This is a genomic window from Pseudomonas sp. OF001 (assembly GCF_904426495.1).
Taxonomy (GTDB): domain Bacteria; phylum Pseudomonadota; class Gammaproteobacteria; order Pseudomonadales; family Pseudomonadaceae; genus Geopseudomonas.
Genome location: NZ_CAJGBM010000014.1, coordinates 54964 through 78332, shown reverse-complemented (window position 1 = coordinate 78332; position 23369 = coordinate 54964). Strand labels below are relative to the sequence as shown.

Sequence of the window (23369 nt, the reverse complement as noted above, 5' to 3'; positions counted from 1 at the left end):
CAGAAAGTGTTACCGAAGGGCGCCCGCGGGCGCCCTTCGCGTTTTCGCACGCTTCCGTGAAGACCTCGGCAACGGCTCTGGGACGCGGCTTTGCCCCATACCAAAGGATGCTGACCGGGCGTTGGCACGAAAATGGCTAACATGTTAACAATGTTACCGCCAACCATCCCGAGTGGCGGCCACCGCCCACAGTCCCCATGAGGTGCAGCGTGAACGGCTTCCACAGCACATCAGCGACGTTCGACCACTGGCTGCAGGACCTGCACCGCGTGTGCGGCCACTTCGAGGCCAGCCCGCCCGGGCGCGGCGAGCGCTTCGTCGGCGAGATCGCCCGCCACGACCACGGCGGCCTGGAGCTGGCGCACATCCGCACCAACGCGGGGCGCATCGCCCGCCAGCAGTGCCGCAGCGACCGCGGCGACGACCGCCACTGCTTCCTGGTGGTCAACCGCAGCGGCCACTCCGAGGTGCGCCAGGACAACGGCCGCATCCAGCTGGCGCCCGGCGACATGGCGCTGTTCGATTCGACCCGCGCCAGCGAGATCACCAGCGGCGACCTGATCGACCACGTGTCCTTCCACCTGTCGCGCGAGACGCTGTGCCGCCACTTCGCGCCCAACCAGCGGCTGTTCGGCAAGCTCGACCTCGGCTCGACCAGCGGCCGCCTGCTGGCCAGCCTGGCCGGACAGATCCTCGCCGACGACAGCGGGCAGACCGCCGCCGACGAGGGCAGCGCCCTCCAGGAAGCGCTGATCGCCCTGCTGCTGCCGACCCTGCGCGGCAGCGCGCCGGCGCGCAGCGAGCTGGGCGAGACGCCGCACGCCGCGCTGCTGCGCGACCAGGCGCAGCGCCTGATCGGCCAGCTGCTGCAGGAGGCGCAGCTCTCCCCGCAGTACCTGGCCGAGCGCCTGCACATCTCCATCCGCCAGCTGTACCGGCTGTTCGAGGAACAGGGCGACAGCGTCTGCCGCTACATCCAGCGCCAGCGCCTGCAGCGCAGCGCCGAGGACCTCGGCAACCCCCAGCTGCGCCACGAGTCGATCACCCAGATCGCCTTCAAGTGGGGCTTCGCCGACTCGGCGCACTTCAGCCGCGCGTTCAAGAAGCAGTTCGAGCTGTCGCCCAAGGACTACCGGCTACAGCGCCAGACCACGCACTGAGCGCCGGGCGGGAATAAAAATCACCCGGCACAGGGCGGGTGCCGGGCGAACAGGAGCCCGCGCGGAGCCCCTTCAGGGAAAGCTCGTGGTCAGGCGCTCGCCAGCTCCTCGCGCAGGCGCGCCTGGCTGACCCGCACCAGCGCGCGTTCCAGGCGGCGCAGCATCTCGTCGATGTTGGCGTGGCTGACCGTCAGCGCCGGCGAGAAGCGCAGCACGTGCGACTGCGGCGCGTTGAGCAGCAGGCCCTCATCCAGCGCCGCGCGCACCACCGCCGGCGCCGCCAGGCGCTGCAGCGGCAGCCCCCAGAGCAGGCCCTGGCCGCGCAGCGGGCCGTGGCCATGGCGGCGCGCCAGCTGCGCCAGGCCGTCGCGCAGGTGCTCGCCCAGCTCGCGCACCTGCTCGAGGAAGCCCGGCTCCAGCAGGGTCTTCAGCACCGCCAGGCCCGCCGCCAGCATCAGCGCGTTGCCGTGGTGGGTGCCGCCCTGCTCGCCCGGCTCCAGGCAGCAGGCGTTGCCGCGCGCCAGCACGGCGGCCAGCGGCACGCCGCCCCCCAGGCCCTTGCCGAGGGTGACGATGTCGGCGCGCACGCCGTACAGCTCCTCGGCGAGCAGCGCGCCGCAGCGGCCCATGCCGGTCTGCACCTCGTCGAGGATCAGCAGCACGCCGCGCGCGCGGCACAGGCGCTCGGCGCCCTGCAGGTAGTCGAGGGTCGCCGGGATCACCCCGGCCTCGCCCTGCACCGGCTCCAGCATCACCGCCACGGTATGCGCATCGACCGCTTGGGCCAGCGCCTCCAGGTCGTTGTAGGGCACCTTCTCGAAGCCCGGCAGCTTGGGCTCGAACAGCTGCTGGAAGGCCGGCTTGCCGGAGGCGGACATGGCGCCGAGGGTACGGCCGTGGAAGCTGTGCCGGGCGGTGACTATGGTGAAGGCGCCGTCGCGGTGGCGCTGGCCCCACTTGCGTGCCAGCTTGATCGCCCCCTCGCAGGCCTCGGCGCCGCTGCCCACGAAGTAGGCCTGGTCGCTGCCGGTGGCCTCGCACAGGCGGCCGGCCAGCTTGAGCAGACCGGGATGCTGGAAGGCCGAACCGCTGTTGAGCAGCCGCTCGGCCTGGCGCTTGAGCGCCTCGACCACCACGCTCGGGCTGTGGCCGAGGCTGTTGGCCGCCCAGCCCTGGGTGAAGTCGAGGTAGGCGCGGCCCTCGCTGTCCCACAGCCAGGAGCCCTGGCCGCGCACGAAGACCTGCTCGGGACGCACCACGCTGGGCATCAGGCGCAGGCTGGCGAGGGCATCGTCACGCATGGTCGGCGCCCTCGGCGGCCGGCTGCGCGCTGGCGCGGCCGTACAGGCGCGGCTGCCAGTCCTCCAGCTCGCCGCTGGCCAGGCGCCGCGCGGCGATCCGCCGCCACTCGCTGCCCAGCGCGTCGCAGGCCAGCATCTGGCGCAGGGCGCTGCGCTGCAGCGGTTCGTGGACGAACCAGGCGAGCAGCCGCGCCACGCTGAGTTCCGGGTAGTGGCGCTGCACCAGCTGCAGCGGCGCCCGGGTGTCGATCAGGCCGGGGCGCCGCACCCGGTAGAACCAGCCGCAGCGCCCGCTGTCCTGCAGCAGGGGCGGCAGCTCGGCCAGGTTCCAGCGCTGCGCCAGGCGATAGTCGGGCAGGCACGGCTGGCTGACCTCCAGCAGCGCCTCGCCCCAGCGCACCAGGTCGCCGATGCAGATCTCGGCCTCGCCGACGCCGAAGGTGGAAAAGTTCTCGCCGCAGGCCGCCGGGCGCCACTTGTGCAGCGGGAAGCGCTTGCGCCAGTGGCGGTAGTGCTCGGCCGGGTAGTGCAGCAGGGCGCAATCGGCCGCGCCGGGGTGGCGGCGGCGCGCCAGCTCGTCGCCCGGCAGGCCGTCGCCGGCCAGCCAGCATTCGCCGTCCAGCCGGCGCACCTCGGTGCTGCTGGAAGCCTCTTCGACTTTGCCTATGAAAACTTCCCGAATCCGCAGGCTGTGCATGGTCCTGCAATCCCCTGTTGGCGCTTGATGGACGCTAGACTAGGGCTCGGCCGGCCTGCGGGCCATTTCGATTTGCCAGCATTTGAAATAGGTTTTCCTTATGGATTTCCGCCAGCTTCGCTACTTCGTCGCGGTCTACGAGGAGGGCCATGTCGGCCGCGCCGCCGAGCGCCTGAGCATCTCCCAGCCGGCGCTGTCGCAGCAGATCCGCCAGCTGGAGGGTGAGCTGGAGGTGGCGCTGTTCCAGCGCGGCGGCAAGCGCCTGCTGCCGGCGCCGGCGGCGCACACCCTCTACCACCACGCACTGCCGCTGCTCGACGGCCTGGAGCGCTGCCGCGAAGCCATGCGCGCCTTCCGCGGCCAGGCGCCGCGCAGCCTGGCCATCGGCGTGCTGCAGACGGTCAACGCCAGCCTGGTGCCGCTGCTGCTGGAGCGCCTGCGCGCCCTGCAGCCGCAGCTGGTGGTGCAGATCTACGAGCTGTCGGGGATCGACATCGAGCGGCGCCTGCTCACCGGCAGCCTGGACGTCGGCATCGGCTTCCTGCCGCCGCGCCAGCCGGGGCTGCACAGCCTGCTGCTGTACGAGGACGAGCTGCAGCTGGTGATCGCCGCCGACCATCCGCTGCGCGAGTTCCGCAAGGTGTCGCTGGCCCAGGCCGCCGAGCTGCCGATGCTGCTGCTCGGCGAGGAATTCCGCATCCGCCAGATCTGGCAGGAGCAGCTCAGCGCCATCGGCCGCCGGCCGCGGGTGCAGGCCGAGCTGAACCAGATGGGCGGCATCCTCGACAGCCTGGCGCACACCCGGCTGGCCTCGGTGCTGCCCGGCCGCGCACGCCAGGTGCAGGGCCACGAGCAACTGCTGTGGAAGCCGCTCAGCGAGCCGCGCATTCCGCTGCAGGTGGGCCTGGTGTATCGCGACGCGCAGCGCCAGCAGGCGACCCTGGAGCTGCTGCGCTCGGTGCTGGAAGGCGGGATCTGAGACGTCCTGCCGACGCTCCGCGCGGGTGCAGCAGCGAGTGCAGCAGCGGGTGCAGCAGCGGGTGCAGCGGCAGGCGCAGAGGCGGCGGGCGGAAAAATCGCGGGCAAAAGAAAACCCCGCCGAAGCGGGGTTCTTGCAGACCGTGTCCTGACATCCGTGATCGCCCCACCATCCTGATGGGATCCCTGTTATCCATGTTCTGATTCGCGCTTCCTGCGCCAAGTCCAGATGTGCTTAGGTTAGTTGCCGGGCCGGGGAGTTCCTAGGGCGGTTAGCCCCCACGTTGTGTAAGCCTATGCTTACGCATGGCCAGCATCGACCGGCGCAGCGGCCGGGCGATGCTCAATGGCCGAGTTCGAACTCCTCCTCGGCCATCGCCATCAGGCTGCCGGCGCCGGCCTGGATGCAGGCCACGTGGCTGCGGGTGCGCGGCAGGATGCGCTGGAAGTAGAAGCGCGCGGTGTGCAGCTTGGCGCGGTAGAAGGCGGCCTCCTCCGTGCCGGCGGCCAGCTGCTCCTGCGCCACGCGCGCCATGTCGGCCCAGAAGTACGCCAGGCAGGCGTAGCCGGAGTACATCAGGTAGTCCACCGCCGCCGCGCCGACCTCCTCGCGGTCCTGCGCAGCCTTCATGCCGATCTGCAGGGTCAGCTCGCCCCACTCCCGGTTGAGCTGGGCCAGCGGGGCGACGAACTCGGCGAGCGCCGCATCGCCCTCGTGGGCCTTGCAGAACCTGTGGACGACCCTGGTGAACGCCTTGAGCGTCTCGCCCTGGGTCAGCAGCACCTTGCGCCCCAGCAGGTCGAGGGCCTGGATGCCGGTGGTGCCCTCGTACATCAGCGCGATGCGGCTGTCGCGGGCGTTCTGCTCCATGCCCCATTCGGCGATGTAGCCGTGGCCGCCGAACACCTGCATGCCGAGGCTGGCGCTCTCGAAGCCGGTCTCGGTGGCGAAGGCCTTGGCGATCGGGGTGACGAAGGCCAGCAGGGTGTCCGCCTCCTTGCGCGCCGCCTCGTCGCTGCTGTAGCGCACCACGTCGACCAGTCTGGCGGCGTAGTAGATCAGCGCGCGGTTGCCCTCGGCGAAAGCCCTGATGGTCAGCAGCATGCGCCGCACGTCGGGGTGGACGATGATCGGGTCGGCCGGCTTGTCGGGCGCCTTGGGTCCGCTCAGCGCGCGCATCTGCAGGCGCTCGCGGGCGTACCTCACCGCGCCCTGGAAGGCCACCTCGGCGTGCGCCAAGCCCTGCAGGGCGGTGCCGATGCGGGCGGTGTTCATGAAGGTGAACATGCACTTGAGGCCCTCGTTGGCCGGGCCGATCAGCCAGCCGGTGGCGCCGTCGAAGTTCATCACGCAGGTGGCGTTGCCGTGGATGCCCATCTTGTGTTCCAGCGAGCCGCAGGACAGCGCGTTGCGCGGGCCGATTCCGCCATCCGCCGCGGGCAGGAACTTGGGCACGATAAACAACGAAATACCTTTAGTCCCAGGCGGCGCATCGGGCAAGCGGGCGAGGACGATGTGCACGATGTTGTCGGCCAGATCGTGCTCGCCGGCGGAGATGAAGATCTTGGTGCCGCTGATCTTGTAAGTGCCGTCGGCCTGCGGCTCGGCGCGGGTGCGCAACAGGCCGAGGTCGGAGCCGCAGTGCGGCTCGGTCAGGCACATGGTGCCGGTCCACTCGCCGCTCACCAGCCTGGGCAGGTAGGCCGCCTTCTGCTCTTCCGTGCCGTGCGCCGACAGGGTGTTCATCGCCCCGTGGGCCAGCCCCGGGTACATGCCCCAGGCCCAGTTGGCCTCGCCGACCAGCTCGCTGACCACCAGGCCGAGCGACTCCGGCAGGCCCTGGCCGCCGTGCTCCGGCTCGTGGGCCAGGCTCGGCATGCCCAGCGCGACATACTGGCGGTAGGCCTCCCTGAAGCCGCTCGGGGTCTTCACCCCCTCCGCCGTCCAGGTGCAGCCCTCGAGGTCGCCGACGCGGTTGAGCGGCGCCAGCACCTCCTCGCAGAACTGCGCGGTCTGCTCGAGGATGGCGTCGACCACGTCGGGAGTGGCGTCCTGGCAGGCGGGCAGGCTCTGGTAGTGCTGCGGGTAGCCGAGCAGCTCGTCGCGGACGAAGCGCAAGTCGCGCAGGGGGGCCTTGTAGTCGGGCATGGTGATCGTCCTCTGAAACCGTCTGTCGTTGCTCGACAGTATGGCCGATCGCCCCGCTCGGCAAGCCGTTCGGCGCCGGCGGCCGCTCCGGCCGCGGCGGGCACCTATGCTTTCCGGGCGGCACGGCGCGGGGGAGGCACACCCATGGTCGCGGACCGGGCGCCTCGCGGGGGCGCCGACAAACGGTGGCTGGCGCTGCTGGTCGCCCTGCTGTTCGCCTCGCTGGCGGCGGCGCAGGATGCCGCCAGCCTGCAGGCGCGCCATGCCGCCCTGCGCGAGCAGCTGGACAGCAACCCGTACCGGCGCCCGCTGCACATCGCCTCGCAGGTCGGCGACGGCACCCTGCAGGGCGACGTCCACGCCCGCTTCGGGCAGCCCTTCGCCGTGCTCGGCGCGGCGCTGCAGGACGTCGGCCACTGGTGCGACATCCTCATCCTGCATCCCAACGTCAAGGGCTGCCGGGTGCGGCCCGGCGATCGGCTCGAACTCAACCTCGGGCGCAAGTTCGAGCAGCCGCTGGACGACACCCAGCCGTTCGCTTTCCGCTTCCGCGTGCTGAGCGCGCGCCCCGACTACCTGGCGCTGGCGCTGGATGCCGACAGCGGGCCGCTGGGCACCAGCGAGCACCGCATGCGCGTGGAGCTGGCGGCCCTCGACGCACAGCGCAGCTTCCTGCACCTGTCCTACGCCCATGCCTACGGCCTGCGCGCGCGCCTGGCCATGCAGGGCTACCTGATGACCCTCGGCCGCGACAAGCTGGGTTTCAGCGTCGTCGGCCGCGACGAGCACGGCCAGCCGATCCACGTCGACGGCCTGCGCGGCGTGGTCGAGCGCAACGTGATGCGCTACTACCTGGCCATCGAAGCCTACCTCGATGCCCTGGCAGCGCCGCCGGCCGTGCAGGCCGAGCGGCGCCTGCAGCTGTGGCACGCCGGAGTCAGCCGCTATCCGCGCCAGCTGCAGGAGCCCGCACTGGACGACTACCTGCAGATGAAGCGCCGCGAGATCCAGCGCCAGCAGGTGCCGGCGCGCTGACGACTCAGAGCCGCAGCGGCGCCAGGTCGAGATGCGCGGCGACCGCCGCCGGCGAGGCCTCGGCCAGACGCGGCACGCGGCCCAGGCAGGGTGCCGGCAGGCGCTCGGCCAGCGTGGCGAGGTTTTCCTCCAGCCGCGAGGTGGCCGGATCGACCAGGTTGGCCACCCAGCCGGCCAGGGTCAGTCCGTCGCGGGCGATCGCCTCGGCCGTCAGCACGGCGTGATTGATGCAGCCCAGGCGCACGCCGACCACCAGGATCACCGGCAGCCGCAGGGCCACGGCCAGATCGGACAGGCTCTCGCGACCGGCCAGCGGCACCCGCCAGCCGCCCGCACCCTCGACCAGGGCGAAGTCGGCGCCGCGCGCCAGCACCTGGCGCACCGGCGGCAGCAGCGCATCGACAGTCAGCTCGACGCCGACCTCGCGCGCCGCCAGGTGCGGGGCGATGGCCGGTTCGAAGGCGAACGGGTTGACCTCGGCGTAGTCGAGCGCCAGCGAGCACTCGCCGAGCAGCGCCAGCGCGTCGCCGTTGCGCAGCCCCGCGAGGGTGCGCTCGCAGCCGGAGGCCACCGGCTTGGCCGCCGCGGTGGACAGCCCGCGCGAGCGGGCAGCGTGCAGCAGGCCGGCGGCGATGGTGGTCTTGCCGATCTCGGTGTCGGTGCCGGCGATGAAGAAGGCGGCGGTCATGGTGGTGGTCCTCGGTAGTGAGCGTGCCCACGCTCCTGCGTGGGCACGCAGCCAGAGACGCTCCCGCGTCCCGGACGCCGGAGCATCCGTAGAGTCTGGCTCCCACGCAGGCGCGTGGGAGCCATCATGCATCACACCCGCCGCAGCACCCCGTACACCACCTGCCAACTGGCCGGCAGGCCGTGGTCGTCGCGGAAGCGCTCGTAAGCCTCGACCAGTGCGCGCACCCGCGCGCGGCCGGTGAGGCCGCCGGGGCGGCCGGGGTTGAGGTTGTGGGCGCCGAGGGCCTTGAGCTCGTGGGTCAGCTGGCGCAGGTCGGCGTAGTGCAGCACGCGGCGCTCCGTCGCCAACTCGACCACTTCAAGACCGCTGGCGGCACACAGCGCCCGGTAGTCCTCGAAGCGGCGGAAGCGGTTGACGTGGACGAAGCCGTCCACCGCCTGCCAGCTGTCGCGCAGCTCCTGCAGGGTGCCGACGCACAGGCTGCTGAAGGCGAAGACTCCGCCCGGCGCCAGCACGCGGCGCGCCTCGCCCAGCACGGCGGCGAAGTCCGCGCACCACTGCAGGGCCAGGCTGGAGAAGATCATCTGCTGGCTGGCGGAGGCCAGCGGCAGGCGCTCGGCGTCGCCGCAGACGAACTGGGTCGCGCCACCGAGCGGGCGGGCGTGGCGCAGCATGCCCTCGGCGATGTCCACCGCGGTGCCGCTGGCCTGCGGGAAGCGCGCGGCCAGCGCGCGGCTGAAGTGGCCGGTGCCGCTGCCCAGGTCGAGCCAGCGTTGCGGCACGAAATCGGCCGGCAGGCGCGCCAGCAGCTCGGCGCCGACCGCGCGCTGCAGCTCGGCGACGCTGTCGTAGCTGGCCGCGGCGCGCGAGAAGGAGGCGGCGACCTGGCGCTTGTCGGGCAGGGCGGCGTCAGTCATCGCTGGCCTCGCGGACGAATTCGGCGAGCATCTCGGCCAGCGCCTGCGGCTGCTCGAGGACGCAGGCATGGCCGCTGCCCTCCAGCAGGTCGACCTCGCCGGCCGGCAGCAGCGCCAGCAGGGCCGCGGCCGCCTCGGCCGGCACCAGGGCATCGGCCTCGGCCAGCAGGTGCAGCTGCGGGCCGGCGAAGCTCGCCAGCGCCACGCGGTTGTCCAGCGCGGCCAGCACGTCGAGGCCGGCCAGCAGCTGCGCCGCCGTCTGCGCCGGCAGGCCCTGCTGCAGCTGGCGGGCCAGCGCGCGGGCCTCCGCGCCGCCCTGGGCGCAGAGCATGGCGAAGCGCTTGAGGGTGGCGGCGGCATCCGCCGCGCAGCCGGCGCGGAAGGCGGCGAAGGTCGCCGCGGCCATGGCGCCCGGCCAGTCGGCGCGGGCGACGAAGCAGGCGTTGCTGGCCAGGGTCAGCAGGCCCTTGCAGCGCGCGCCGCGCCGTGCGGCCAGCGCGCCGGCGAGCATGCCGCCCAGCGACCAACCGCCCAGCCAGCAGTCGGCGGGCAGGCGCGCGTCCAGCTCGTCCAGCCAGGCCTGGGGATCGGCGGATTCCAGCGCCGGCAGCTCGGCCAGTTCGGTGGGCAGGCCCAGCTCGTTCAGGGCGGCCACCAGCGGTTGCAGCGCGGCCGGGCCGAGGCCCCAGCCGGGCAGCAGGATCAGTCGGGTCATGGCGTTCATTTCTCCAGCGGCGGCAGCAGCGCCTGACATTCGCCCAGCGCTTCGAGCAGGCGCTCGAGCTGCGCGAAGCTGTGCGCGGCGGACAGGGTCACCCGCAGCCGCGCGGTGCCGGCCGGCACGGTGGGCGGGCGGATGGCGCCGACCATCAGGCCGCGCTCGCGCAGCAGGCGGGAAAACTCGACGGCGCGCGCGCTGTCGCCGATCAGCAGCGGCTGGATCGGCGTCGGGCTGTCCATCAGGGTCAGGCCCAGTTCGGCGGCGCCGGCGCGGAAGCGGGCGATCAGCGCACTCAGGTGTTCGCGGCGCCAGCCCTCGGTGCGCAGCAGTTCGAGGCTTTTCAGCGTGGCGCAGGCCACCGCCGGCGGCTGGCTGGTGGTGTAGATGTACGGGCGGGCGAACTGGATCAGCGTCTCGATCAGCTCCTCGCTGCCGGCGACGAAGGCGCCGGCGGTGCCGAACGCCTTGCCGAGGGTGCCGACCAGCACCGGCACGTCGTCCAGCCCCAGGCCGAAGTGCTCGACGATGCCGCCGCCGCTGGCGCCCAGCGGGCCGAAGCCGTGGGCGTCGTCGACCATCAGCCAGGCGCCCTTCTGCTTCGCCGCGGCGCACAGCGCCGGCAGGTCGGCGAGATCGCCGTCCATGCTGAACACGCCGTCGGTCACCACCAGGCTGTTGCCGCTCGCCTTGGCGAGGCGGCTGGCCAGGCTGGCGGCGTCGTTGTGCAGGTAGCGCGAGAAGCGCGCGCCGGACAGCAGGCCGGCGTCGAGCAGCGAGGCGTGGTTGAGGCGATCCTCCAGCACGCTATCGCCCTGGCCGACCAGCGCGGTGACCGCGGCCAGGTTGGCCATGTAGCCGGTGGAGAACAGCAGTGCGCGCGGCCGGCCGGTGAACTCGGCGAGCGCCTCTTCGAGTTCATGGTGCGGCTGGCTGTGGCCGATCACCAGGTGCGAGGCGCCGCCGCCGACGCCCCACTTTTCCGCACCCTGCTGCAGCGCGCGGATCACCTCGGGGTGATTGGCCAGGCCGAGGTAGTCGTTGGAGCAGAAGGCCAGCAGCTTCTGGCCGTCGACCACCACCTCCGGGCCCTGCGGGCTTTCGAGCAGCGGGCGCTGGCGGAACAGGTTGTCGGCGCGGCGGGCGGCGAGACGGGCGGCGAGGTCGAAGGGCACGGCGTGGCTCCAGGCGACAAACGGCATGCAGGGGCGAATTCATTCGCCCAGGGCGCGCCCAGGCGAATGAATTCGCCCCTACAGAATCAGACGGAAGCGGCGGCGTCGGTGAACAGCTGCGAATTGCGCTGCTCGACCAGCGCCTGCTCGATGGCGGCCTGGTGCACCTCGTCGGCGTGCTCCTCGCGGGCCTCGGGCTTGATGCCCAGGCGCTGGAACAGGCGCATGTCGCGCTCGGCCTCGGGGTTGCCGGTGGTCAAGAGCTTCTCGCCGTAGAAGATCGAGTTGGCGCCGGCGAGGAAGGCCAGGGCCTGCATCTGCTCGTTCATCTGCTCGCGGCCGGCGGACAGGCGCACGTGCGACTGCGGCATGAGGATGCGCGCCACCGCCAGGGTGCGGATGAAGTCGAACGGATCGACGTCCTCGGCCTCGGCCAGCGGGGTGCCCTGGACCTTGACCAGCATGTTGATCGGCACCGACTCCGGGTGCTCCGGCAGGTTGGCCAGCTGGATCAGCAGGCCCAGGCGGTCGTCCAGCGACTCGCCCATGCCGAGGATGCCGCCGGAGCAGATCTTCATCCCCGCCTCGCGCACGTAGGACAGGGTCTGCAGGCGCTCGCTGTAGGTGCGGGTGGTGATGATGTTGCCGTAGAACTCCGGCGAGGTGTCGAGGTTGTGGTTGTAGTAGTCGAGGCCGGCGTCGGCCAGGGCCATGGTCTGCTCCTGGTCGAGGGTGCCGAGGGTCATGCAGGTCTCCAGGCCCAGCGCCTTGACGCCCTTGACCATCTCCAGCACGTAGGGCATGTCCTTGGCGCTCGGGTGCTTCCACGCCGCGCCCATGCAGAAGCGGGTCGAGCCGATGGCCTTGGCCTCGGCGGCGGCCTGCAGGACCTTCTGCACCTCCATCAGCTTTTCCTTGTCCAGGCCGGTGTTGTAGTGGCCGGACTGCGGGCAGTACTTGCAGTCTTCCGGGCAGGCGCCGGTCTTGATCGACAGCAGGGTCGACACCTGCACCTCGTTGGCATTGAAGTGCTGGCGGTGCACGCCCTGGGCCTGGAAGATCAGGTCGTTGAACGGCTGGGTGAACAGGGCGCGGACCTCGTCGAGGGTCCAGTCGTGGCGCAGGGAAGCGTTGGCACTCATCGGGCGGTGTTCCTTGTTATGGGGACAGCACACCCCTGCTAGAGTGGCGGGGCGGCACGGATGCCGCATCTTCTCCGGGTAGCGGAGAGGCTGTCAACCGCAGGGAAAGGCATGGTTTACATCTGGACGAAATTCATACAGATCCTGCAGAGCCAGGCTGCCGCCCTGCGCCGCCCCGGCGCCTGCCTGCTCTGCGACGGCCCCGCCGACACCACCCACGCCCTGTGCAGCGCCTGCCAGGACGAGCTGCCCTGGCTGGGGCCGCACTGCAGCGTCTGCGCCCTGCCGCTGCCGGCGGCGGGCCTGACCTGCGCCGCCTGCCTGCGGCGTCCACCGAGCTTCGCGCGGGTCGAGGCGCCATGGCGCTACGCCTTCCCGGTCGACGCGCTGGTCACCCGCTTCAAGCACCAGAGCGCCTGGCCCTTCGGCCGCCTGCTCGGCGCACTGCTCGCCGAGCACCTGCGCCACGCCCATCTGGAAGGCCTGCCGCGCCCCGAGCTGCTGCTGCCGGTGCCGCTGGCCCGTGCGCGCCTGCGCCGGCGCGGCTTCAATCAGGCGGCGCTGCTGGCCCGCTGGCTGGGCGAGGCCCTGCGCATCGAGGTGCGCGAGGATCTCGTGCTGCGCCCGCAGGACACCGCGGCCCAGCAGGGCCTGGACGCCGCGGCGCGCCGGCGCAACCTGCGCGGCGCCTTTACCGTGGCCGAGGCGCAGCTCGTCGCCGGCCGCCATGTCGCCCTGGTCGACGACGTGCTGACCACCGGCGCCACCGCCGAGGCGCTGGCGCGCCTGCTGCGCCGGGCCGGCGCGACGCGGGTCGACGTCTACTGCCTGGCGCGCACCCCGGCGCCGGACTGAAGGGCTACGCTGTGTGCAGAGGGAACGCATCAACCACATCAGGTCGGGGGAACAAAAGCCATGAGCATCGCCCACTGCCGCGAGTGTCACCGGGAAGTCGAGCGCCATGCCCGCCGCTGCCCGCACTGCAACGCGGAGATCCCCGGCGAGGGCAAGCTGCTGCTGCTCGCCAAGTACTGCCTGTTCTTCGTGATCCTCGGCGCTCTCATGTACGCCCTGTTCAACTTCATCGGCGGTTGACTCGACCGGCAGGGGGTACACTGCGGGCTCACCGACTGGAGCCCGCCATGAGCCACCCCTTCTCCGCCCTCACCCCCGACCTGGTGCTGGACGCCGTGGAAAGCCTCGGCTTCCTCAGCGACGCCCGCGTGCTGGCGCTGAACAGCTACGAGAACCGCGTCTACCAGGTCGGCATCGAGGGCGAGGTGCCGCTGATCGCCAAGTTCTACCGCCCCGGGCGCTGGAGCGATGCGGCGATCCGCGAGGAGCACGCCTTCAGTTTCGAGCTGGAAGCCCACGAGGCGCCGGTGGTGGCGCCGCTGCTGGTCGGCGGCGACAGCCTGTTCGAGCACGCCGGCTTCCGCTTCGCCCTGTTCCCGCGCCGCGGCGGCCATGCCCCGGAGCCGGGCGATCTGGACCAGCTGTACCGCTTCGGCCAGCTGCTCGGCCGCCTGCACGCCATCGGCGCCAGCCGGCCGTTCCAGCATCGCGAGGCGCTGACGGTGGCCAACTTCGGCCACGAGTCGCTGGCCACCCTGCTCGACGGCAACTTCATCCCGCGCAGCCTGCTGCCGGCCTACGAGTCCGTGGCGCGCGACCTGCTGGCGCGCCTGGATGCGCTGTTCGCCGCCACGCCCTACCAGGCGATCCGCCTGCACGGCGACTGCCACCCCGGCAACCTGCTGTACCGCGACGAGCGCTTCCACATCGTCGACCTCGACGACTGCCGCATGGGCCCGGCGGTGCAGGACCTGTGGATGCTGCTGGCCGGCGAGCGCCAGGAGCGCCTGCGCCAGATCAGCGAGCTGATCGACGGCTACCAGGAGTTCCACGACTTCGCCCCGCGCGAGCTGGCGCTGATCGAGGGCCTGCGCAGCCTGCGCCTGATCCACTACAGCGCCTGGCTGGCGCGGCGCTGGGACGACCCGGCGTTTCCCATGAGCTTTTCCTGGTTCGGCAGCGAGCGCTACTGGGGCGAGCAGGTGCTGATCCTGCGCGAGCAGCTGGCGGCACTCGACGAGGAACCGCTGCGCCTGTACTGAACTGTCAGGAAAAGCTGACGGCGGCGTGCCGGGCGGCCCGTGCCGGCACGCCGCCGCCACAGACAGCCACCCGGCCAGGCCCTAGAATGGTGCACTCATTTACTTAGCTTCCTAAGAATTGGAGCCGCCATGAGCACCGCCACCCCGCGCCGGGGGCTTGTCCTGGGCCTCACCGCCTACCTCATCTGGGGCCTGTTCCCGCTGTACTTCAAGGCCATCGAACAGATCCCCGCCCTCGAGATCATCGTCCACCGCGTGCTCTGGTCGGCGCTGTGCGGCAGCCTGCTGCTGCTGGCCTGGAAGCATCCCGGCTGGTGGCGCGAGCTGCGCGACAATCCGCGCCGGCTGGGCATCCTCGCCGCCAGCGGCGCGCTGATCGCCACCAACTGGCTGACCTACGTGTGGGCGGTGAACAACGGCCACATGGTCGAGGCCAGCCTCGGCTACTACATCAATCCGCTGCTCAACGTGCTGCTGGCCATGCTGCTGCTCGGCGAGCGCCTGCGCCCGCTGCAGTGGCTGGCGGTGCTGCTCGCCGCCGCCGGGGTGGCCCAGCAGGTCTGGCAGCTCGGCAGCCTGCCGTGGATCTCCCTGCTGCTGGCGCTGTCGTTCGCCTTCTACGGCCTGATCCGCAAGCAGGCGCCGGTGGCGGCGCTGCCCGGCCTGGTGGTGGAGACCTGGCTGATGCTGCCGGCGGCGCTCGGCTGGCTGCTGCTGCATCCGGCCGCGCAGAGCGCCCAGCCCGGCTTCTGGAGCGGCAGCGACGCCCTGTGGCTGGCCGCCGCCGGGCCGGTGACGCTGATCCCGCTGGTCTGCTTCAACGCCGCCGCGCGGCACATGTCCTACGCCAGCCTCGGCTTCCTGCAGTACCTGGCGCCGACCCTGGTTCTGCTGCAGGCGGTACTGCTGTTCGGCGAGCCGCTGCAGGGCCCGCAACTGCTGGCCTTCGCCTGCATCTGGCTGGGTCTCGCCGTGTTCAGCCTCGACAGCCTGCGCGGGCTGCGCCGCGCCACCAGCCCCGCCTGATCGTTTTTCGATCAACTCCCTGCAGGCCGCGCCAACCGCGGCCTGCAGCCGACTGCCCCGAGGTTGTCCACAGGGTGGTTCACCTCCACTGTGCACAAGCGCCGCCGGCCGGGCTGTGCAGAAAATCGCCAGCCCCCCTGCGCAGCCCGCGGCTGGCGCGGCCTGGCGATCCATCCCGAGCTTATCCACAGGCTGATCCCCCGCCACTGTGGAAAACCCCGTGCCGACGCGCTCGCCGGCTGCTGCTCAAGATTCGACCAACCACCTGCAGGCCACGCCAGCCGTGGCCTGCAGACAGCTGCGCGCAGCTTGTCCACACCCTGATCCACCTCCCGTGTGGACAACAACGGCCTGTGCACAGGGCCGCGAGGAAGGCTTTTCCACAGCTTGTGGAAAAAATCCTGCTCAAAAAACAGCCAGACGCCGCCAGGGCCCGCCAGCACTGGGCTGCAGCCAGCGCTCCAGAGGTTGTCCACAGGCGCATCCACGTCCGCCGTGCATAACCCCGGCGGCGCTGATCAAGAATCGATCGATCGCCTGCAGACCGCGCCACGCCTGGCCTGCAGCACTGTGCCCCATGCTTGTCCACAGCCCCATCCACGCCAAACGGGGACAAGCGCCGGGCACCTCCGGCCACAGCCCCGCCGACGCTGTGGACAACCACCCGGCATCGGCCTTGGGTCGCGGTTTTCCACGACTTTTGTCGAAGTGCGCCCTGCCCTTCATACATTTCTCATCCGGCTTCATGTAGTATCCAGCGACCGAGCACTACATGAACGGCGTGGCCGCAGTCCCAGGCGGCTGCCAAGCAGAGTGAGGCAAGCAATGACTGAACGCGTGCAAGTCGGTGGCCTGCAGGTCGCCAAAGCCCTTTACGACTTCGTCACCAACGAAGCCATTCCCGGTACCGGCGTCAGCGCCGACCAGTTCTGGGCTGGCGCCGACAGCGTGATCCACGACCTGGCGCCGAAGAACCGCGCCCTGCTGGCCAAGCGTGACGAGCTGCAGGCCAAGATCGACGCCTGGCACCAGGCCCGCGCCGGCCAGGGCCACGACGCCGTGGCCTACAAGGCCTTCCTGCAGGAAATCGGCTACCTGCTGCCGGAAGCCGAAGACTTCCAGGCCACCACCGAGAACGTCGACGACGAGATCGCCCGCATGGCTGGCCCGCAGCTGGTGGTGCCGGTGATGAACGCGCGCTTCGCCCTGAACGCCGCCAACGCCCGCTGGGGCTCGCTGTACGACGCCCTGTACGGCACCGACGCCATCCCGGAAACCGACGGCGCCGAGAAGACTGCCGGCTACAACCCGCTGCGCGGCGCCAAGGTCATCGCCTTCGCCCGCGCCTTCCTCGACGAGGCCGCGCCGCTGGAAGGCGCCTCCCACGTCGACGCCACCGGCTACGCCATCGACGGCGGCAAGCTGGTCGTCAGCCTGGCCAATGGCAGCACCGGCCTGCAGAACCCGGCCCAGCTGATCGGCTTCCAGGGCGAGGCCGCGGCGCCCAAGGCCGTGCTGCTGAAGAACAACGGCATCCACTTCGAGATCCAGATCGACCGCAACAGCCAGATCGGCAAGACCGACGCGGCGGGCGTGAAGGACGTGCTGATGGAAGCCGCGCTGACCACCATCATGGACTGCGAGGACTCGGTCGCCGCGGTCGATGCCGAAGACAAGGTCATCGCCTACAAGAACTGGCTGGGCCTGATGAAGGGCGACCTGGCCGAGGAAGTGGCCAAGGGCGGCACCACCTTCACCCGCACCATGAACCCGGACCGCGTCTACACCGCGGCCAATGGCGGCGAGCTGACCCTGCACGGCCGTTCCCTGCTGTTCGTGCGCAACGTCGGTCACCTGATGACCAACGACGCGATCCTCGACAAGGACGGCAACGAGGTGCCGGAAGGCATCATGGACGGCCTGGTCACCAGCCTGATCGCCATCCACAACCTCAGCGGCAACACCAGCCGCAAGAACAGCCGTACCGGCAGCGTGTACATCGTCAAGCCGAAGATGCACGGCCCGGAAGAAGCCGCCTTCACCAACGAGCTGTTCGGCCGCATCGAGGACGTCCTCGGCCTGGCGCGCAACACCCTCAAGGTCGGCATCATGGACGAGGAGCGCCGCACCACCGTCAACCTCAAGGCGTGCATCAAGGCCGCCCGCGAGCGCGTGGTGTTCATCAACACCGGCTTCCTCGACCGCACCGGTGACGAGCTGCACACCTCCATGGAGGCCGGCGCCTTCATCCGCAAGGGCGACATCAAGAACGCCGCCTGGATCAAGGCCTACGAGAACTGGAACGTCGACATCGGCCTGGCCACCGGCCTGTCCGGTCGCGCGCAGATCGGCAAGGGCATGTGGGCCATGCCCGACCTGATGGCCGGCATGCTCGAGCAGAAGATCGTCCACCCGATGGCCGGCGCCAACACCGCCTGGGTACCGTCGCCGACCGCCGCCGCGCTGCACGCCCTGCACTACCACAAGGTCGACGTGTTCGCCCGCCAGCAGGAGCTGGCCAAGCGCGAGCGCGCCTCGCTGGACGACATCCTGACCATCCCGCTGGCGCCGAGCATCAGCTGGAGCGCCGAGGAGATCCAGAACGAGCTGGACAACAACGCCCAGGGCATCCTCGGCTACGTGGTGCGCTGGATCGACCAGGGCGTCGGCTGCTCCAAGGTGCCGGACATCAACGACATCGGCCTGATGGAAGACCGCGCCACCCTGCGCATCTCCAGCCAGCACATCGCCAACTGGCTGCGCCACGGCGTGTGCTCCGAGGCCCAGGTACGCGAGACCTTCGAGCGCATGGCCCTGGTGGTGGACCGCCAGAACGCCAACGACCCGCTGTACCGGCCGATGGCGCCGAACTTCGACGACAACATCGCCTTCCAGGCCGCCCTGGAACTGTGCATCGAAGGCACCAGGCAGCCCAACGGCTACACCGAGCCGGTGCTGCACCGCCGTCGTCGCGAGTTCAAGGCTCGCAACGCCCAGTAATACCCCGCCGGCCTGCCGGCAACCCGGGAGTGTCCTGCGCTCCCGTCCACGACGCGCCGCGCTCCCCCGGGAGGCGGCGCGTCGTGCGTTGTGGCCCGGCAAAAACCGGCCGGACACGGCCAATGGCCGATTGCCAGCGACACGACGGGCGGTTAGCGTGGCCCGATGGGTACCTGACAGACCCACTCCGGAGACAGCCATGCGCCGTTTACGTTTTCTCCTCGGCCTGCCCCTGCTGCTGGGCGGCCTCGGTGTCCAGGCCGCCGACTGCGGCCCGCTGCTGCAAGGCAGCCTGCCGCCCCTGCGCGGCAAGGAACCCATCGACCTGTGCCGCTTCGCCGGCAAGCCGCTGCTGGTGGTCAACACCGCCAGCCACTGCGGCTTCACCGGCCAGTTCAAGGGCCTGGAGGCGCTCTACCAGCGCTACCGTGGCCAGGGCCTCGAGGTGCTCGGCGTGCCGTCCGACGACTTCCGCCAGGAGGCCGACGACGCCGCGGAAACCGCCACGGTCTGCTACGTCAACTACGGCGTCACCTTCAGCATGAGCGCCGTGCAGAAGGTCACCGGCCAGGAGGCCATCCCGCTGTTCCGCAACCTCGCCGCGCAGAGCGGGCCGCCGCGCTGGAACTTCTACAAGTACGTGATCGACCGCCAGGGCAAGGTGGTGGCCAGTTTCTCCAGCATGACCGGACCGGATGATGCGAAACTGCTCGCGGCCGTGGAACAGGCCATCGCGTCGCAGCCCTGAGTGCAGCCAGCCTGGCGCAGATCAGGGGCTGCGCCAGGGTGCCGCGCGAATCATCAACGGACGCCCCCGGAGAACCGCAAGATGAGCAAGAACGATGGTTTCGCGGAGGTCGGCAAGACCGCCGTCCTGCAGAACATCCAGGGCACCATGCACTTCCTGCTGCGCTATGCCCCGTTCAACCAGATGGAACTCAGCCACCTGGCGCAGATGGTCGAGCAGTGCCGCCTGCGCTTCTACGCCGCCGGCGATCCGATCGTCGGCCCGAGCGACGGCAAGATCGAGGATGTCTACATCGTCAAGCAGGGGCTGGTGCTCGGCCAGCGGCCGACCCTCAGCGGCGACGGCATGGAGACCACCCAGGAGATCGCCCCGGGCGAATGCTTCCCGGTGGCGGCCATGGTCAGCGAGCGCGCCACCCGCAGTCACTACATCGCCGCCGAGGACACCTTCTGCCTGCAGCTCGGCCGCGCCGCCTTCGTCCACACCTACAACCAGTCGGAGGCCTTCCGCGACTTCGCCCTGCGCGGGGTCAGCAGCCTGGTCGGCCAGGTGCAGCAGCAGGTGCAGATGCAGGCTGCGGAAAGCCTCGGCGCCCGCTATTCGCTGGAGACCCGCCTGAACATCCTCGCCGCCCCCGAGCCGGTGACCTGCCGCAGCGGCATCAGCCTGCGCGATGCGGTGAAGCTGATGCACGAGAAGCACGTCGGCAGCCTGATCATGATCGACGACCGCCACTACCCCATCGGCATCTTCACCCTGCGCGACCTGCGCCGGGTGATCGCCGACGGCAGCGGCGACCTGCAGCAGCCGCTCGACGAGCTGATGACCCCCGATCCCATCCACCTGCCGCCGACCGCCACCGCCTTCGAGGCGGCGCTGACCATGACCCGGCGGCGCATCGCCCACATCTGCGTGGTGGAGATGGGCCGGCTGGTCGGCGTGCTGTCCGAGCGCGACCTGTTCTCCCTGCAGCGCGTCGACCTGGTGCATCTGGCGCGCACCATCAGCGCGGCGCCGCATATCGACACCCTGGTCGAGCTGCGCGAGGAAATCGCCCACCTGATCGACAACATGCTCGCCCATGGCGCCAACCCGGAGCAGCTGACCCACATCATCACCCTGCTCAACGACCACACCGTGGCGCGGGTCATCGAGCTGATGATCGAGGCGCACGGCGATCCCGGCGTGCCCTTCACCTGGCTGGTGTTCGGCAGCGAGGGGCGCCTGCTGCCGCTGGCCCGAGCGATCAACGCCGCGCTGGACCGCTGCGGCTTCGCCCTGTGCAACGGCAACATCATGGCCGGCAACCCGGAGCTGTGCCTGTCGCGCCAGGAGTGGCTGCGCCGCTTCAGCGGGATGATCCAGAGTCCGACCCGCGACAACCTGATGCACTCGTCGATCTTCTTCGACCTGCGCCCGGTCTGGGGGCCGAGCGAAGGCTGCCGGCAGCTCCAGGAAGCGCTGCTCGGGATGATCGAGGGCAACAGCCTGTTCCAGCACATGATGGCGGCCAACGCCCTGCGCCATCCGCCACCCATCGGCCGCTTCCGCGACTTCATCGTCGCCAGCCGTGGTGACGACAAGGACACCCTGGACATCAAGGTGGAAGGCCTGATGCCCTTCGTCGAAGGGGTGCGCATCCTCGCCCTCGCCCATGGCATCGGCGAGTGCAACACCCTCGAACGCCTGCGCCAGCTGGGCGCGCGCGGCGTGCTCAAGGCCCAGGACGCCGCCGCCTACGAGGAGGCCTACCACTTCATCCAGATGACGCGCATGCAGCTGCACCAGCGCCAGGAGCGCGCCGGCCAGCCGCTGAGCAACCGCCTCGATCCCGACACCCTCAATCAACTGGACCGGCGCATCCTGCGCGAGTCCTTCCGCCAGGCCCAGCGCCTGCAGAGCAGCCTGAGCGTGCGCTACCAGCTATGAATCCGATCCGCGCCCTGTTGTCCCGCCTGCAGCGCCGCCACCTGGAACTCGACGACCAGCAGCGCCAGCGTCTGCGGGCGCTGCCGCCGCCTCCGCCGCCCGCGCTGGCGACCCCGCTGCACCGGCAGCGCTTCGTGGTGCTCGACCTGGAAACCACCGGCCTGAACCTCAGCCGCGACATCGTCATCTCGATCGGCGCGGTCGCCATCGACGGTGGCGCCATCGACATGGCGCAGCAGTTCGAATGCACCCTGCGCCGCCAGGTCAAGGTCAACGAGGCCGTGCTGATCCACGGCATCGCGCCCAGCGAGCTGGCCGCCGGCCAGCCGCCGGCCGAGGCCCTGCTCAGCTTCATGGAGTTCGCCGCCGACAGCGTGATGCTGGCCTTCCACGCGCCCTTCGACCAGCGCATGCTGGCCCGCGCGCTGAAGCACGAACTGGGCTACAGCCTGGAGAACCCCTTCCTCGACGTCGCCGATCTGGCGCCCATGCTGTTCCCCGAGGTGCTGACCCGGCGCGGCAGCCTGGATTTCTGGATGGACTACTTCGGCCTCGACATCGCCCAGCGCCACCACGCCTCGGCGGATGCCCTGGCCACTGCGGAAATCGCCCTGATCCTGTTCAACCGCGCCCGGCGCATGGGCATCGAGCGGGTCGACGAACTGGCCGAGCGGGTCAGGTACTGGCAGCGCGCCCGCGAGGCCGCGCAGCGCTCCATCTGAGCGCGGCCTCGCGGGCGCGCCTCAGGCGTTGATGTGGTAACGCAACGCGAACAGCTTCTTGAAGTCCTTCACCACGTGCAGGGCATCGCGCAGCAGGTCGCGCTCGAGCTTGTTCAGCTTCTGCAGGTCGATGAGGTTGGGGGTCCGGTCCTGGCCCTTCGCGCTGGCCTCGATACGCTGCATCTGCTGGTTCAGGCGCAACTGGATGAAGATCGACAGGGCCTCGCCGAGGTTCTCGCCCATGGCCTTGTCCATCCGGCCCATCGCCACCAGCGCCTCGATGCGCCTGAAGGTGTTGGTCTCCAGGATGCGCTGCTCCAGCGCCATGGTCCTGACCCCGTGGACGATGGGGAAGATGCCGCCCTTCTTGATGTCCAGCTGCTCCTTGTCGCGCAGGTTGCCGAAGATGGTCAGCGGCGTATCGAAGTTCAGCGCGGCCTTGGCGAAGTGCGAGAAGAAGATGTCGTTGCTCTGCACCCGGCGCAGGAAGGCGTTCCTCGCCACCTTGAACAGGGCGATGTTGCCGGCGATCGGCTTGCTATCCACGGCGATGGCCAGGTTCATCACCGACGCGCCATCGTAGCTGTGGCTCCAGTGCGTCAGCTTGCGCGCCCACTCGTCGATCGAGTTCACCCACTCGGGATTGGACACCATGATGTTGCCCGGGCAGGGCGGGAAGCCGAAGCTGATCAGGGTCTCGCTGAAGTGGCGCATGGTGTCCATCATCCCGGGCCATTCCAGCCCGTCGCGCACCAGCAGCGCATTGTCCTGGTCGGTCTTCATGATCTGCTCGCCGCGCCCCTCGGAGCCCATCACGATCAGGCAGACGTGCGGGCGCATGTCCTGGGGAATGAGCAGATCGAACAGCCTGGAAATGATCCGTCCGTTCATGGCGGCCAGCAGCTCCATGGTGAAGCGGATCTTCACCCCGGTGGAGATCAGCGCGCGGATCAGGTCGGTGAGCCCCAGCGCCGCCTCGCGCAGTTCCTCGACGGTGTTGGCGCGCTCGACGCGCAGGCCGATGACGTGGGAATGGCTGGAGAAGTGGCTGAGCACATCGGTCAGCTCGACGACCCCGACCAGGGCGCCGTCCTCGCCCATGACCACGACCCGCTCGATCTGATGCTGGGTCATCAGGATCAGTGCATTGAACAGGTAGTCGTCGGGCTCCGCGGTGACCAGGCGGTAGCTGGCGATCTCGGCGACATCCGTGGCCAGCGGCATCCCCTTCAGCACCACCGCATCGAGCAGGTCGGTGCGGGTCACCATGCCGTAGCGGTTGCCCTTCCTCGCCAGCAGGCAGTCCGACTTCATCTCGCGCATCAGACGGGTCGCCTCGTGCAGACTGGTGCCGCCCGCCACGATCGGCGGCTCGCGCACCATGCCATCGCTGATCCGAGCCAGCATGAACTCGGTCATGTCCTGGCTCTGCCCGTGCTGCGCGACGATCTCCCGCTTGGCCGCCAGGCTCTGCTGGAAGTAGTCGGCAAACCGCGGGTTGCTGGCCATCAGCTCCAGCAGGATCCTGGTCGGCAGCACATGGCCGATGGTTTCCTCGACCGCGATGAAGTTGTGGATCGCCACGCCATTGATCGCGGACCAGCCGCCAAAATAGTCCTCGTCCTCGTAATGCACGAAAACGTGGCTGGCCAGCGGCTTGCCATCGGCATCCGGCTCGGCCACATCGCTTTCCGCGACGCGGCCTCTGGCGATGACGAATACGCCCTGCGGCGGCTTGCCCGCCTCGATGATCGCCTCGCCCTTGTGGAAGCTGGCAATCTCCAGGCTGTCGCTCAGCAAGGCCTGCTCCCGCGCATCCAGCAGACTGAAGGGCAGGTTATCCATCTTGAACGAAACCGACATG

20 protein-coding genes are annotated in these 23369 nt (G+C 70.1%); 11 read left to right on the top strand and 9 right to left on the bottom strand.

Annotated elements, in window-relative coordinates:
* Nucleotides 1–209 precede the first annotated feature (209 nt).
* Nucleotides 210–1160 (top strand): transcriptional regulator FeaR, encoded by a 951-nt coding sequence (feaR, locus tag RA210_RS10865; protein WP_236574705.1) that lies wholly within the window; start codon nt 210–212, stop codon nt 1158–1160.
* 89 nt (nt 1161–1249) lie between these two features.
* Here feaR and RA210_RS10860 read toward each other — a convergent pair whose 3' ends face one another.
* Both RA210_RS10860 and RA210_RS10855 read right to left on the bottom strand, forming a co-directional pair.
* Nucleotides 1250–2461: an aspartate aminotransferase family protein gene (locus tag RA210_RS10860; RefSeq protein ID WP_201486452.1), complete on the bottom strand. Its 1212-nt coding sequence runs from the start codon at nt 2459–2461 to the stop codon at nt 1250–1252.
* Nucleotides 2454–3158 carry an MOSC domain-containing protein gene (locus RA210_RS10855; RefSeq protein ID WP_201486451.1) on the bottom strand — a complete coding sequence of 235 codons (705 nt, stop codon included), beginning with the start codon at nt 3156–3158 and terminating at the stop codon, nt 2454–2456. Before RA210_RS10855 ends, RA210_RS10860 begins: the two co-directional genes overlap by 8 nt.
* A gap of 100 nt (nt 3159–3258) precedes the next feature.
* Here RA210_RS10855 and RA210_RS10850 point away from each other — a divergent pair, with 100 nt between their 5' ends.
* Nucleotides 3259–4137, top strand: coding sequence for a LysR family transcriptional regulator (locus RA210_RS10850; RefSeq protein ID WP_201486450.1), 879 nt, complete (start codon nt 3259–3261; stop codon nt 4135–4137).
* Nucleotides 4138–4479: 342 nt separating this feature from the next.
* Here the strand turns inward: RA210_RS10850 and RA210_RS10845 are convergent, their stop codons facing one another.
* On the bottom strand, nt 4480–6285 hold the full coding sequence (locus tag RA210_RS10845; protein ID WP_201486449.1) for an acyl-CoA dehydrogenase C-terminal domain-containing protein: 1806 nt from the start codon (nt 6283–6285) through the stop codon (nt 4480–4482).
* A gap of 144 nt (nt 6286–6429) precedes the next feature.
* Between RA210_RS10845 and RA210_RS10840 the strand changes: the two genes are divergently transcribed.
* Nucleotides 6430–7320, top strand: coding sequence for a hypothetical protein (locus RA210_RS10840; protein ID WP_201486448.1), 891 nt, complete (start codon nt 6430–6432; stop codon nt 7318–7320).
* 4 nt (nt 7321–7324) lie between these two features.
* On the opposite strand, the gene bioD is transcribed toward RA210_RS10840, so the two are convergent.
* From bioD to bioB, 5 genes are all read right to left on the bottom strand, one after another.
* On the bottom strand, nt 7325–8008 hold the full coding sequence (gene bioD, locus RA210_RS10835) for a dethiobiotin synthase (protein WP_201486447.1): 684 nt from the start codon (nt 8006–8008) through the stop codon (nt 7325–7327).
* A 131-nt stretch (nt 8009–8139) separates the two neighbouring features.
* Nucleotides 8140–8928: a malonyl-ACP O-methyltransferase BioC gene (gene bioC / locus RA210_RS10830; protein WP_201486446.1), complete on the bottom strand. Its 789-nt coding sequence runs from the start codon at nt 8926–8928 to the stop codon at nt 8140–8142.
* Complete coding sequence (locus RA210_RS10825) at nt 8921–9643, bottom strand: alpha/beta fold hydrolase (protein ID WP_201486445.1); 723 nt, start codon at nt 9641–9643, stop codon at nt 8921–8923. The genes bioC and RA210_RS10825 overlap by 8 nt, the downstream gene beginning before the upstream one ends.
* Nucleotides 9644–9648: 5 nt before the next feature.
* The gene (gene bioF / locus RA210_RS10820) at nt 9649–10821 is read right to left on the bottom strand and encodes an 8-amino-7-oxononanoate synthase (RefSeq protein WP_201486459.1); all 1173 of its coding nucleotides are present in this window, start codon (nt 10819–10821) and stop codon (nt 9649–9651) included.
* A gap of 86 nt (nt 10822–10907) precedes the next feature.
* Complete coding sequence (gene bioB / locus RA210_RS10815; protein WP_201486444.1) at nt 10908–11963, bottom strand: biotin synthase BioB; 1056 nt, start codon at nt 11961–11963, stop codon at nt 10908–10910.
* A 111-nt stretch (nt 11964–12074) separates the two neighbouring features.
* On the opposite strand from bioB, the gene RA210_RS10810 reads away from it, so the two are divergent.
* The 8 genes from RA210_RS10810 (at nt 12075) to RA210_RS10775 (ending at nt 21505) form a co-directional block, all read left to right on the top strand.
* Nucleotides 12075–12818 (top strand): ComF family protein, encoded by a 744-nt coding sequence (locus tag RA210_RS10810; protein ID WP_201486443.1) that lies wholly within the window; start codon nt 12075–12077, stop codon nt 12816–12818.
* Between the two features lie 60 nt (nt 12819–12878).
* Nucleotides 12879–13058: a hypothetical protein gene (locus tag RA210_RS10805; protein ID WP_136489373.1), complete on the top strand. Its 180-nt coding sequence runs from the start codon at nt 12879–12881 to the stop codon at nt 13056–13058.
* A gap of 47 nt (nt 13059–13105) precedes the next feature.
* Nucleotides 13106–14080 carry a serine/threonine protein kinase gene (locus RA210_RS10800; RefSeq protein ID WP_201486442.1) on the top strand — a complete coding sequence of 325 codons (975 nt, stop codon included), beginning with the start codon at nt 13106–13108 and terminating at the stop codon, nt 14078–14080.
* 129 nt (nt 14081–14209) lie between these two features.
* On the top strand, nt 14210–15106 hold the full coding sequence (rarD, locus tag RA210_RS10795; RefSeq protein ID WP_201486441.1) for an EamA family transporter RarD: 897 nt from the start codon (nt 14210–14212) through the stop codon (nt 15104–15106).
* Nucleotides 15107–15931: 825 nt separating this feature from the next.
* On the top strand, nt 15932–18106 hold the full coding sequence (locus RA210_RS10790) for a malate synthase G (protein ID WP_201486440.1): 2175 nt from the start codon (nt 15932–15934) through the stop codon (nt 18104–18106).
* Between the two features lie 199 nt (nt 18107–18305).
* Nucleotides 18306–18854: a glutathione peroxidase gene (locus tag RA210_RS10785; RefSeq protein ID WP_201486439.1), complete on the top strand. Its 549-nt coding sequence runs from the start codon at nt 18306–18308 to the stop codon at nt 18852–18854.
* Between the two features lie 81 nt (nt 18855–18935).
* Nucleotides 18936–20783 (top strand): putative nucleotidyltransferase substrate binding domain-containing protein, encoded by a 1848-nt coding sequence (locus RA210_RS10780; RefSeq protein WP_201486438.1) that lies wholly within the window; start codon nt 18936–18938, stop codon nt 20781–20783.
* Nucleotides 20780–21505: a 3'-5' exonuclease gene (locus tag RA210_RS10775; RefSeq protein WP_201486437.1), complete on the top strand. Its 726-nt coding sequence runs from the start codon at nt 20780–20782 to the stop codon at nt 21503–21505. The genes RA210_RS10780 and RA210_RS10775 overlap by 4 nt, the downstream gene beginning before the upstream one ends.
* A 21-nt stretch (nt 21506–21526) precedes the next feature.
* On the opposite strand, the gene RA210_RS10770 is transcribed toward RA210_RS10775, so the two are convergent.
* On the bottom strand, nt 21527–23368 hold the full coding sequence (locus tag RA210_RS10770; RefSeq protein WP_201486436.1) for a putative nucleotidyltransferase substrate binding domain-containing protein: 1842 nt from the start codon (nt 23366–23368) through the stop codon (nt 21527–21529).
* Between the last annotated feature and the right edge of the window lies 1 nt (nt 23369).